The organism is Aureimonas altamirensis (assembly GCF_001463885.1).
GTDB classification, from domain to species: Bacteria; Pseudomonadota; Alphaproteobacteria; order Rhizobiales; family Rhizobiaceae; genus Aureimonas; species Aureimonas altamirensis.
The window spans coordinates 85,046-97,190 of record NZ_BBWQ01000020.1 but is presented as its reverse complement, the minus strand read 5'-3'; the positions used below and the strand labels follow the sequence as shown (position 1 = coordinate 97,190).

At 66.5% G+C, this 12,145-nt stretch carries 10 protein-coding genes; 1 reads left to right on the top strand and 9 read right to left on the bottom strand.

Annotated elements, in window-relative coordinates:
* Window positions 1-17 precede the first annotated feature (17 nt).
* From AUL31_RS15035 to oiaX, 5 genes are all read right to left on the bottom strand, one after another.
* Window positions 18-1,004 (bottom strand): C4-dicarboxylate TRAP transporter substrate-binding protein, encoded by a 987-nt coding sequence (locus AUL31_RS15035; RefSeq protein WP_060608411.1) that lies wholly within the window; start codon window positions 1,002-1,004, stop codon window positions 18-20.
* Window positions 1,001-1,726: a FadR/GntR family transcriptional regulator gene (locus AUL31_RS15030; protein ID WP_073469418.1), complete on the bottom strand. Its 726-nt coding sequence runs from the start codon at window positions 1,724-1,726 to the stop codon at window positions 1,001-1,003. Before AUL31_RS15030 ends, AUL31_RS15035 begins: the two co-directional genes overlap by 4 nt.
* A 109-nt stretch (window positions 1,727-1,835) precedes the next feature.
* Window positions 1,836-3,149 (bottom strand): MFS transporter, encoded by a 1,314-nt coding sequence (locus tag AUL31_RS15025; RefSeq protein ID WP_060608405.1) that lies wholly within the window; start codon window positions 3,147-3,149, stop codon window positions 1,836-1,838.
* A 76-nt stretch (window positions 3,150-3,225) separates the two neighbouring features.
* On the bottom strand, window positions 3,226-4,554 hold the full coding sequence (locus AUL31_RS15020; RefSeq protein ID WP_060608402.1) for a four-carbon acid sugar kinase family protein: 1,329 nt from the start codon (window positions 4,552-4,554) through the stop codon (window positions 3,226-3,228).
* Window positions 4,555-4,576: 22 nt separating this feature from the next.
* The gene (oiaX, locus tag AUL31_RS15015; protein WP_060608398.1) at window positions 4,577-5,848 is read right to left on the bottom strand and encodes a 3-oxo-isoapionate-4-phosphate decarboxylase OiaX; all 1,272 of its coding nucleotides are present in this window, start codon (window positions 5,846-5,848) and stop codon (window positions 4,577-4,579) included.
* Between the two features lie 104 nt (window positions 5,849-5,952).
* On the opposite strand from oiaX, the gene AUL31_RS15010 reads away from it, so the two are divergent.
* The gene (locus AUL31_RS15010) at window positions 5,953-6,666 is read left to right on the top strand and encodes a transcriptional regulator NanR (RefSeq protein ID WP_060608395.1); all 714 of its coding nucleotides are present in this window, start codon (window positions 5,953-5,955) and stop codon (window positions 6,664-6,666) included.
* Window positions 6,667-6,674: 8 nt separating this feature from the next.
* Here AUL31_RS15010 and apnL read toward each other — a convergent pair whose 3' ends face one another.
* From apnL to AUL31_RS20840, 4 genes are all read right to left on the bottom strand, one after another.
* Window positions 6,675-8,489 carry a D-apionate lactonase gene (gene apnL, locus AUL31_RS15005; protein WP_244489421.1) on the bottom strand — a complete coding sequence of 605 codons (1,815 nt, stop codon included), beginning with the start codon at window positions 8,487-8,489 and terminating at the stop codon, window positions 6,675-6,677.
* On the bottom strand, window positions 8,486-9,526 hold the full coding sequence (locus AUL31_RS15000; protein ID WP_060608392.1) for a Gfo/Idh/MocA family protein: 1,041 nt from the start codon (window positions 9,524-9,526) through the stop codon (window positions 8,486-8,488). Before AUL31_RS15000 ends, apnL begins: the two co-directional genes overlap by 4 nt.
* A gap of 65 nt (window positions 9,527-9,591) precedes the next feature.
* On the bottom strand, window positions 9,592-10,419 hold the full coding sequence (locus AUL31_RS14995) for a phosphogluconate dehydrogenase C-terminal domain-containing protein (RefSeq protein ID WP_060608389.1): 828 nt from the start codon (window positions 10,417-10,419) through the stop codon (window positions 9,592-9,594).
* Window positions 10,420-10,689: 270 nt separating this feature from the next.
* Window positions 10,690-11,331, bottom strand: a complete 642-nt coding sequence (locus AUL31_RS20840; RefSeq protein WP_409359975.1) for a ZinT family metal-binding protein — start codon at window positions 11,329-11,331, stop codon at window positions 10,690-10,692.
* Window positions 11,332-12,145: the final 814 nt, after the last annotated feature.

Sequence of the window (12,145 nt, the reverse complement as noted above, 5' to 3'; positions counted from 1 at the left end):
GGTCTTCACCCACCGGCTTACTGTAGCTGGCCCTGGATCTCTTCGTAGAGACCGTCGGACCATTCGGGGAAGCTTGCGTAGACCGGCTGCGTCAGCGCGCGGAACGGCTCGGTATCCACCTCGACGATCTCGACACCCTCCTGCTGCATCTTGCCGATCAGCTCGTCGTCCAGCGAGGTCATCAGTTGCTGGCTGTAGAGGCCCGCCTCGTAGCCCGTTTCGTGCACGATCTGCAGATGCGGCTCGCTGAGGGTCGAGAAGAAGGCTTCGCCGCCGACGAACATCGCCGTGTTGGTGATGTAGCCGATCTTGTTCAGATATTTCGCCTCTTCGTGGAACCGCTGCCCGTAGAGCACCGAGACGGGGTTTTCCACGCCGTCGATGACGCCCTGCGCCAGCGCCGAGAAGGTCTCGCCCAGCGGCATCGGCGTCGGGGTCGCGCCCATCGCCTCGAAGGAGCGGATCTGCATGATGTTGTTGGGCACGCGCACCTTCAGGCCGCGCATATCCTCGGGCGTGCGCACGGGGCGCTTGGAAATCAGGTGGCGCGTGCCGTAGAGCAGGTTGGGGATGACGATGTGGACGCCCTTCTGGCGCAGCGACTCGCGCTTTTCCGCAAACCATTCCCCGTCGTAGATGGCGAAAAGCTTGTCCATGTCGTCGGTCAGATACGGGCCGAACAGCACGCCGACATCCGGCTCGTAATCGGCCAGAAAGCCGACATCGGTGATGGTGACGACGTTGAGGCCCATGATGGCCTGGTCGGTTACGTCCTGCTTGGAGCCGAGCTGCGAGCTCGGGTAGAGCTCCAGTGCAATCTGGCCGTCGGAGCGCTCGGCGATCAGCTCCTGCCAGTGCTTCATCACCTGGTCCAGCGGCTCGCCGGGATTGTTCTCGTAGGCGACGCGGATGGTGACTTCCTGTGCGCTGGCATGCCCATGGATGGACAGGGCAAGGCCTGCCGCCAGAAGCGAGCCTGCCAGGCGCTTGAGCGTCGTTGTCATGTCTGTTGGCCTCCCGAGCCGTTTTGCGTGGGGGTTCGTGCGGCGGCCTCGCGGGACAGCGTCTCTTCCAGCACTGCCCGGCTGTATGCGTAGTGGGCGGCCGCCGCCTCTGTCAGGCCGGCAAGATCCTGCCGGCCGATGGCCTCCACCATGCGACGGTGGTTGCCCATGGAGGCGGCGTCGTGCCGGGGCACGTTCTTGCCGATCTCCATGTAGAAGATGATGGGATCGCGCATCACGGCATAGAGCCGGGCGATCACCGTATTGCCCGCCATCTGGACGATACGCGCATGGAAGGCATGGTCGGCGACGGCGTTTTCGCGCACCGTCAGGGCCGCATCCATCCGATCCAGGATAGCCGACAGGGCCACGACGTCGTCCGGCCCGGCATTGGCCAGCGCCGCGGGCAGAACCCCCGTTTCCAGCATGGTGCGCATGTCCAGGAGATCGCGGCAGGTGCGCAGATCGCTGGCGAAGTAATGGCTGAAGATGGAAAAGACGGCGTCGAAATCGGGCTCCGTCACCATGGGCCCGCGCCGCGTGATCTTGATGAGGCCGTGGACCTGAAGCGTCACCAGCGCCTCGCGCGCGGTGTTGCGGCCGACGCCGAACCGTTCGGCCAAAGCCCGCTCGTTGGCGAGCAGATCTCCCGGCCTGTGGCTGGCCGTTATTTCGGCCCGCAGCGTGTCGACCACGCTTTGTACGGCTGTCGTCCGTCCCAAGATGCCTCCCCCGTGGTCCAACAATGGGACCACGGGGGAGGGTATTTCAGTTGCAGGGAGGGGCGATCAACCAACGGTTCTGTGAGGCCGGTGTGATCGCCCCTGGCCGTCAGCCCCGGTCGCGGGGCTCTTCCAGGCGCGGCAGCACCGCGAAGGACAGGATGGCCGACAGCAGCATGAAGCCGCCCACGATGGTCATCGGCACGGCGTAGCCGCCCGTCCAGTCCTTGACCGCGCCGGTGATGTAGGGCGCGGCAAAGCCGGCGATGTTGCCCATCGTGTTGATGAGGGCGATGCCGGCCGCCGCCGCCGCCCCGGTTAGGAACCGGGCCGGGAAGGACCAGAAGTTCGGCAGCGCCGAGAAGATGGCACAGGCCGTCAGGGTGATGACCGCGATGGTCGTGGTGGGTGTCGGCATGGCCAGGGCCAACGGAATGGACACCGCGCCCAGCAGGGCCGGAATGCCGATATGCCAGGGGCGCACGCCGCGCCGGGAGGCATCGCGGCTCCACAGGACAAGCGCGATCGCGGCCGGCAGATAGGGGATCGCCGTGATGAGGCCGCGTTCCATGACGGTGAACTTCGTTCCGAAATCGGCCTCGAACCCGCCGATGATGGTGGGCAGGAAGAAGCCCAGCGCGTAGAGCCCGTAGATGAAGCCGAAATAGATCAGCGACAGCAGCCAAACCCGGCCGCTCTTGAGCGCCTTGCCGGTATCGCGGCCATGGCTTGCCGCCTTGGCCTTGTCTTCCTTCGCCAGTTCGCCGTTGAGCCAATCCCGCTCTTCCCGCGTCAGCCAGCGCGCGTCGTTCGGCGTGTCGGGCAGGTAGAAGAAGGTGATGATGCCGACGATGATGGCCGGCACGGAGACGCCGAAGAACATGATGCGCCATCCCTCGAGGCCGAAGGCGCCATGCGCCTCGATCAGCGCGGAGGCGATGGGCGCGCCGATCACCGTCGTCAGCGGCTGCGCCACATAGAAGACGGCCAGCACCTTGGCGCGGTGGCGCGCCGGCACCCACATGGACAGGAACAGGATCGCCCCGGGAAAGAAGCCGGCTTCGGCGACGCCGAGCAGGAAGCGCAGCCAGTAAAGCTGCGTGGCGCTTTGCACGAAGGTGAAGAGCAGCGACACGATACCCCACGTCACCATGATGCGGGCCAGCCATTTGCGGGCGCCGAACTTGTGCAGAGCGAGGTTGCTGGGGATTTCGAGCGCGATGTAGCCGACGAAGAAGATGCCGGCGGCAAAGCCGAACTGGGCTGCCGTCAGCCCCAGATCCTGCGTCATGCCATTCGGCCCGGCGAAGCCGATGGCCGTACGGTCGAGGAAGTTGATGAAGAACATCAACCCCAGAAAGGGCACGAGACGCCAGGTGATCTTGCGGATCGCCGATGTCTCGACGGAATTGATCGTTTGCATGCTGTGTCGAACCCCCCAATGAGGAAAAAGACGGTCTTGAAGGCCGGGCCCCTCGTCCCGGCCCGCCATATTCGCGTCAGCCGCCGTCCCGGATGCGCACGAAATAGTCGTCGTTGCCGACCTGCCCGCCTTTCAGCGCCACCTCCATCCCGTCGAATGCCGGGTCGGTGCTGTAGGCCGTCGACAATGGAGAGCCGGGTGTGTCCGCCATCGGCAGGCGGGGCGTCAGCGCATAGACCGCAAGCTGCCGCAGCGCGTGGCTGGACGTATCGCCGCCGGCAATGACGGCGCGCGTCAGGCCGGCGCGGCGGACAAGTTCGGCCTGCAGGCGGCCAAGGCCCCGGCCGATGGCATGGCGTGCGCCGGGCGCATCGGCGATCTCGTCGCCGAGATCGCTTTCCGGCCCCATCGCCGTATGGACGATCACGCTGGCGCCTTCGGCCAGCGCCGCATGGGCGGTGGCGGCCACCGCTTCCACCGCCGCTTCGTCGCCGGAGACGAGGGCGCGGGGGTCCAGCGCGACAGGCGTGAAGCCCTGGCTTTGTGCATAGGCGATCTGGCGCGCGGTGGTGGGCGAGCAGCTCCCGGATACGACGGACAGGCGCTCCACCGCCGGCAGCGGATCGAAATGCCCACTGCCCGACGCCTCGCCCGCCGCGGCAAAGGCGTGGGCAAGCGCGTATTCCACGCCGGACGAGCCGACGACGAACCGGCTCCCGGCCCTGGCGAGCCTGCGCAACTGAAGGCCCGCCACTGCCTGGCCGCGCGGGTCCATGACGTCGATGAACAGGCCGCCCGGCTCTTCCGCCAAAGCGGCATCGATGCTGGAATCCGGGTCGTTGCCGCCCAGCGCGATGGGGTCGACGAGGGCGATGGAAAGATCCGTCTGCCCGGCAAGATGACGGATCAGGTCGGCCTCGTGCATCGGCGTTACCGGATGGCGGCTCATGACGGGATGGCGGTCTATGCGGAAGACCTCGCCGCGATAGGCCGCGAACAGCGTTGCAAAGGCGGTATAGCGCTTAAGCTGCGGCGCGCCGACGAGGATGGGCACGGGCCTGTCGCCGAAGGCCTTGCGCCCAAGCTCCAGCGCCCGTCCGATGCTGCCGGCATGCGGTGCGGAATCGAAGGTCGAGCAGACCTTGTAATGGCAGATCTCGGCGTGTTCGGCGGCCAGCGCGGCAAAGACGGGCGGCAGGTTCTCGTCCATCCACTCCGGCGTCTCGCTGCGGCTGGTGCCGGCGATGCCGAGGGCACGCACGCCCGGAAAGCGCGCGCGCTGGGCGGCGTCCGGAATATCGAGAAACAGCACGGCCTCGATGCCGGACAGCGCCAGCGCCTCCATCACGTCGGTCGAGCCGGTGAGGTCGTCGCCATACCAGGTCATCAGCAGGGGAGAAGTCATCGTGCGGCCTATCCTTGTGCGCTCAGGCGCCATCGCCGGACCCGAATCTGGCGATGGATTGTGCGAGTTCGGTGTGGTCTCTGGCGTAGGTGGCAAGGTCGATGCCGGCCACGGTGGCCTGCCAGGCCTGTTGCACCGCGCGGACCCCGGCAGCCGGCCCGCCGGGATGGCTGACGACGCCGCCACCGCACAGATAGAGAAGGTCCGTCGTGGCAACGGCCTGCCAGGTGGCCGGAGCCTGCCCGCCCCACTGGCCGGAGCAGACCACCGGCAGGGGCCGGTCTTCCGGCTTGAAGAGGGGGGTGTCGAGCGCGCGGAACGAGCGGATGAAGCTGTCGTCCGGCTCCCAGTATTTCGCGCCGATGCCGTTGATCTGGAACTGATCGACGCCGAGCAGACGCCAGAAGGTTTCGTAGACGGAGAAGTCCATGCCGAGGCCGGAGTGCCGGGTCAGTATATCCCAGCCGTTGCGATGGGCGTGCAGCACGATGGACGAACGGCGGCGCAGGAACGCCATGGCGCCCATGCCGATGGAGTTGATGTTGACCACGGCGGCATTGCCGCCCGCCTCGACCACCCGGTCATGGTTGCGCATCATGGTATCGGGGTCGGTGGCGGTGATGCCGAAGGCAACCATCACCTTCTTGCCGGTCTTCTGCTCATGGTCCAGCACCACCGGCATGATGGCGGCAATCCGCTCGTCCAGGGACGAGTAGGCCGGGCTCATCAGTTTCTCGTCGTCCTTGATGAAGTCGACGCCGGCTTCCACCAGCTCCTTCACCATCGCGGCCGATTCATGTGGCCGAAGCCCGAGCGCCGGCTTGACGATGGTGCCGATGATGGGGCGCCCCTCCACGCCGGTCAGCCGCTTGCTGCCGGCTATGCCGAATTGTGGGCCGGGCCATGCCCTGGCGAAGGCCTCCGGCAGCTTCAGCCCGGTGATGCGGATGCCGCTGAACCCCTTGATGGAATAGACGCCGCCGATCGCGATGGTCATCAGGGCGGCAAGGTCCGTGCCCACCGCCGCAAGCGGAAAGGCGATGTCGGCCTCGCCCCGGTTGAAGGAAAGCGGCGCAGCCAGATCGTCGTGGTCGCGCCCGAAGGACGGTTCCCCAACCGGTTCCAGCGGGCGCACCGCGATAACCTCGGCTGCCACACGCGCCTTCAGTTCGGGCGTTTCGCCCGGCAGCGGAACGAAGGTGCCGGTGGACTGGTCGCTGGCGATCTTGGCGGCGAGCTTTTCGACGCTGCCCGGCGTCTCGATGCGATAGGTGACGACGATCCTGTCGTTCATGGCGTTACGCCCTCCAGACTGGAGCGTTTCCAGACGGAAACCGATAGTGGTATGGTGATGACACCAGCGGGGCACAGTGCGCCGCGCCGCGCAGGACCATACCCATGGACACGACCCCGGAGCCGATCGTTCGCCGCAAATTGTCGGACGAGGTCTTCGACCGTCTGAAGGGCATGATCGTGTCGGGCGAGCTTGCCCCCGGCGACGCGATGCCCGCCGAGCGGGATCTGATGGCGCGCTTCGGCGTCGGCCGCCCTGCCATACGCGAGGCGATGCAGGCGCTGGCCGGCATGGGGTTGATCGCGATCAGCCATGGCGAGCGTGCGCGGGTGCTGGCCATGACGCCGCAATCTGTCGTGCGGCAGGTGGACCGCGCGGCCGAGATCATGCTGTCGACCTCTCCGGCCGCGCTGGACCATCTGAAAGAAGCGCGCATCCTGTTCGAGCGCGGCGTGGTGCGGCAAGCCGCCGAGCGGGCCCATGATACCGACATCGCCGCCCTCGGCGCCCTGCTCGACGCGCAGCGCGCGGTGCTGGGCCGGCCCGATGCCTTCATCGCGGCCGACATGCAGTTCCACACGCGCATCACGGCCATCTGCGGCAACCCGATCCTGACGGCTGTGTCGCATTCCATGCTGGGCTGGCTGAAACAGTACCACACGGAACTTTTGATCTGGTCCGGCCGCGAAAACGTGACGCTGGTCGAGCATCAGGAACTGCTGGATGCGCTGGCCGCCCGCGATCCGGAGGCCGCGGAGGCGGCGCTGGTGCGCCACCTCGAGCGATCGCGCGAGCTTTACGTCCATCAGGCCGGCTGACCGCGTCGTCATGAGGTGACCCGGCTCAGGAGCGCATAGGGGCCGAGAGTCGCCATTTCGCCGTCTATATGCACCTGCTGGTCTTCGGCCGTCAGATTGGCAAGCCACAGGACGGTCGAGCCGTCGGTATCGAGCGCGGCGAAGCCATCGACCCGTCCGGGCGCATCGCTTTCAAGCGCGATGCGCGGTCGCCCGGCAAGGCTGGCCAGCGTTTTCAGCACGGCGAAGGCGGGCGTTCTGCCGCCATCCGGCAGGATCGCGCCGCGCGGTCCACTGAGGGAGCCGGCCGTCCAGCTTTGCACGCCCGTGCCGGCAAGCCGTGCGGCATAGCCCACCAGCCAGGCCGCACCGAACGCACTGCGGCCGCGCGGATCGTCATGCGCCATCGGAATGCGCCCGCCGTCGGGATTGGGCATGGTGCGCGAGCCGTACGGGTTCTGCCGCATCCCGATGGTGGTGGGGCCGAGGCGGTATGCCGTCGTGCCGATGAAACTGCGTGTGGACCGCGTGATATAAGGGATCGCTTCCAGCGTCTGCATCACGCTGCGGTCGTCCGCTGCATGGACGATGGGGCAGGTGGCATGCGTGACGAAGTCCAGCAGCGCGGCCGGCACGCGCTTGCGGTTCAGCTCCGTGAAATAGCTGAACATGCCGCCGCCGATCGAGACGCCGGGGAAGGCCCGGCGCGCTTCGGCATAGATGTCTTCCAGAGGCGGGCAGGCCGGCCATTCGCTGCCGGGCGGGGTGGATTGGCGGTCGACATCCGCCAGCGCCGCGACGGCATGGGGTGCAAGACCCGATTCCAGGATGGCCGACGCAGCCGTGTCGAAGGCGCTTCCCAGCGGCCCGGCTGTCGGAACGACGAACTCCAGCACGCGCTCGGAGTCCGGAACGGCCTCCGCCAGCATGCGAAGCTGCTCAAGCTCTGCCCGGCCATGGCCGATCCCGGGCTCGTATGCCAGAAGCAGCGATTGCGGGTTCAACTCCGCCAGCGCATCGCGTGCGGCGTCCGCAGCGCCGGTCTCGCCCGGCGACACGGCAACGCCGATGGGCGGCATGTGTGTCGGCAGGCGCTCGCCCAGCCGTATCGACACGACGTCCGGCCGGCTCTTCGGTACCGCGTCCGCCGACCGGCGGACAGTCAACGTCACGCTCTGTCGCAGCGGCACGTCCGGCGTCAGGCGGTAGGGCCAGGGCAGGCTTAGCGGCCGCACATAGGTTTTGTACGAAGCGTCGGACCAGGCGCGCTGGTCTTCCATCTCGAACGTGTCCCCCTCCATCCGGCAGCTTGCCGAAAGGCCGGGGGCCGGAGAATGGTCGAGCGCCCTGATATCCTTGAAAGGCTGCCATGGCTCGATCAGGTCGGGGAAGTGGGCGTCTTGCGTGGTGCCGTCCGTATGGGTAACCCGCACCGGCGCGCCTGCGACACCCTCGATCGGGTGCAGCACGCAAAAGCCCGTGCGGTTTGTCTCGAACGCGCCGTCCGGCGTGGCGTCGACGGTAAAGGACAGCGTACCGTCTTCGGCACCCTCGATGCGCGCGCTGAGATGCAGGGCCGTCCCGTCCGGCGCCGCGCAGCGGGCCGCATAGCGGATGGAAAAGCCCGCCTGCGTCTCGTCGACATCGAGCCCGGTCACGATCAGGTCGTAGGTGCCCCAGTCGCGGTCGCGGACAACATAGTCGATGGCGCGCAGGACCTCATGTCCGTCGTAGCGAATGTCCCGCAGACCACCGGATACGAGTTCCGCCGACAGCCTGCCGGCCAGCAGCCTGCGGCCATCGGCCGTCGGTCGGCGCAGCGCCATGTCGTCGCGCGTCGTCACAGCGTATCCGGATCGATGGAGCGGCCTTCAGCGGCGCTGAGATAGGCCGCCTCGACAAGCGCCAGCGTCTTCAGATTGTCGGCCCCGGATGTTTCCGGTTGGGTGTCGGCGCGCAGGCAGTCTACCCAGTGCCGCTGGATCGCAAGAACGCTTTCCTGGATGTTGTGCCATGGCCGCTCGGCCCAAGGCAGGAGCGTCGGCGATACGTCTTCGGCGCGGCTGCCGCCTGGCGTGGTCACCGTCAGGCGATAGCCCGCATCCAGCCGGATCGTGCCGTCTGCGCCATCGATCTCGATCAGCGTCTGGGGGAAATGCTCTTCGGCCAGCCGCGTGGCGTAGGAGCAGTCGACGATGCTTGTGACGCCGCTGGCGTGGTCGAGCATCATCGTGGCGACGTCCTCGCCCCGGATCGCCGGATTGACGCGGGCGATCCGGGCCGTGACGCCGGAAACGTCGCCGAACAAATAGCGTGCGACATCCAGCGCGTGGATGCCGAGATCCTCGATGATGAACCGCTCGCCCGTGGCAAGGTAGGGCTGTGCGGCATAGACGTCGAAGGCAGAGCGAAACGAGACACGCCCAAAGAAGGGCCTGCCGATGCTGCCGGATTGCAGGGCCGCCGCCGCCGCCCGGATGGCCGACTGCCAGCGAAAATTCTCGTGCACCATCAGCCTTGTGCCGGCCTGCTGCGTGGCGGCCACCATCGCGCGTGCGTCGTCCAGCCGTGGGGCGAAGGGCTTCTGGCAGATGGCGGGAATGCGGTGGGCCGCCGCAAGCTCCACCAAAGCGCGGTGGCTGGGCGGCGTCGTCGCGATATCGACGAAATCGAGCGTTTCCGCACGCATCATCGCCGCGGCATCGTCATAGACCCTGGCCACGGCGAAGCGTTCGGCCATGGCCTTCGCGCGGCCGGCATCGCGGTCGCAGACGGCCACGATGTCGACATCGGCGATATCGGCCCATCCGTGCATCTGGTTTACGGCGAAGAAGCCGCATCCGATCAGCGCGCCTTGCAGCCTGTTTCCGGCATTTCCCATTCTTACGTCCTCCGCGCAGGAATGGCTCTGCCGGCGGGGCGGCAGAGCCTGGAGATCAACCGAACTCAGGTGATGCGGCGGATGGAGGCGGCCAGCTCTTCCGGTTCGAAGACGCGCTTCCAGTCGTCGCGCATCAGCATCGGCTTGCCGAACTCGATCGCCTTGTTGCAGGCGTCGGAGAACACGCCGGGTGTCTCCTCGAAGATCACCGAGCCGAGCACGTTCATGTGGCCGAGAAGGAAGTCGCGTGCGGCTTCCTTCGGCACGCCGCGTGCCACGACCTCGTCCATGGCTTCCTTCATCGCAACCAGCAGGCTGGCGCAGACGGTTTCGGACAGGCCGGGCTCCAGAAGGGCCATCTGCTCCACGGTCACGCGATGCGAGCGCATGACCGGCGCCCAGATCACCTTGGCGACTTCCTCACCCAGCGCATAATGCTCGTCGGGGCCCTGCATCAGGGCCGACGTGATGTGCTGCTTGGCGGCGATGCCACCGAAGAAGTCGCGCTTGGCGTCCATCTCCGTCTCGTCGTTGAAGATCGGCGGATGGCACGGATGGGTGACGAAGTAGGTCAGGTCGGGGCGGTTGGGCAAGTGGCCGGCAAACGGGGCCGCCGCGTCCAGCACGACGACGATGGTGCCGGGCTTCAGGCTTTTCTCGATGCCGTTGGCAACCTTGCCGATCAGCGTGTCCGGTACGGCCAGCACCACCACTTCGGCGCCGTCGAGCGCGGCTTCCGCGGGCACGCAATCGAAGCCCAGACCGTCCTTGAGGCGCTTTGCGCCGGCCTCGCTGGGCTCGACGTGGCGCACGTCGAAGCGCGAGCCTTTTAAATTGCTGGCCAGACGGTAGCCCATCTTGCCACCGGCGCCGAACAGGGCGATCGAAGTCATGTCGAATTCCTTTCCTCTGGCAGCGTCGCGGCGCGTTGGCCGCCAAGCATGACTGCGGAGAGGCAAAGGATTGGCCCGTTTGCGCTTGCGCGCTGCGGACCGAAGCGAACTTCCGGCCAATGCGGCGATACCGCGTGGACCCTGCCTCCCAGCAGGGTCTCTATATCACGGTACGTCATCACCCCGTCAACTGGTATGACGAGTATATATTTGTCGCGCCCGGCCTGTATCTTTTGGCGATAGGAGCCGGGCGCGCTGGAGGCCCTGGCCTTAGTGAGCCAGCATCTCCTCTACGATCTGGTCGGCGTCGAGCCTTGAGGGATAGTAGGTCGGCCAGTTCGTGACCTCTTCCAGAAGCGCGGCTCTGTCATTGCCCCAATACAGGTGGAAGTGATCGGTCTTTTCCGGAGCGATCTTGTGATCGCTGAACTGGATGAATTGCGGTGCGTCGTCATCGCCGGCCGTCTTCTGGAAGATGAAGCGCACGCCGCGATTGCCCTTCTTGTAGGTCAGGATCTCCAGTCCGTCATACACGTAGGTGCCGCCGATGGGCTTGCCGTCGCGGTAGAACGTCACCCTGTCGCCTTCGATGGTGATGCGCTCGACATCGGTGCGATAGCCGGTCTCGTACTCGGCGCGGTACGCGTCGGCGCTCATCGTGCCGCCCTCCGCCTTATGCGCCCAGACCGGGTCCAGGGTCCCGTCCTGCAGGTAGGGATAGACCGACTGCCAGTCTCCGGCGTAGTCCGACAGGGGGCGATCCACGACTTGGGCATCCTCGAAATAGCCCTTGTAGATCTGGGGGTCGCCATGGCTGTGCGCGTGGCCTGCGTGGTCGTGGCCCGCGTGGTCGTGGTCGGCATGGTCGTGGACGACGCCGCTTCCGCCGACGACAGCGATGTTGAAGGGCATGCCGTCTACGGCAATCGTGCCGATTTCCTTAAGGTCGGCCTTTGCGATGCGCCGGATCAGGCCGGCCTTCGGGTCGCTCATCACCACTTCGTCGCCCGCCATGGCAAGGCGCGGGCGCGGATCGCTCCAATGTCCGTCCATCGAATAGGGCTCGGTAACGCGCGCGCTTGCCGTCACCTTCGCTTCCAGCATGTCGAACTGGTGCAAGGTTCCGTCCTCGGTCAACACGTAGGCGAAGCGGGCATTGGCCGGATCGAGGGTAAAGTCGATGCGGCGGAATGGCAGCTCGACATAGCGCAGGTGCGGCGTATCGACCGGGTCGATCACCACAAGTCCCTTGGCACCGTAGTTGCCCAGGAAAACCTGCATCGCGGTCGATCCGAGCAGCGTTCCGGTGCTTTGCCCCGAGGGCAGGTCGGCCGGGTAGTCCAGCATCTTGAAGGCCGGCCCGTTTTCACCGGCGGTCACCGTCAGGATGCCTTCCTTGCAGCCGGTTGCCAGATAGGCGCCGGAAAACGCCTCGCCGTGGATGGCGGTGCAGGCTGCGACCTCGCCGGTCGGCTTGCCATCCCCGTCCACTGGCTGAAGGCCGATGCGAGACGGCGCGGCATCGCCCTCGACCGGCGCATCGGAGGCAACGCTGGTGACCCAGCCATTGCCGATCGGCGCGACATAGCCGTGATGCGCGCGTGCCTGCGGCAGGCGTCGCTCCTCAAGCGCGCCATCCGACAAGGCATGCGCGTCGAGAATGCCGGCATATCCCCCGCCATCGAAGTTGATGACGACCTTGCCGCCATGATCGATCAGGTGGAAA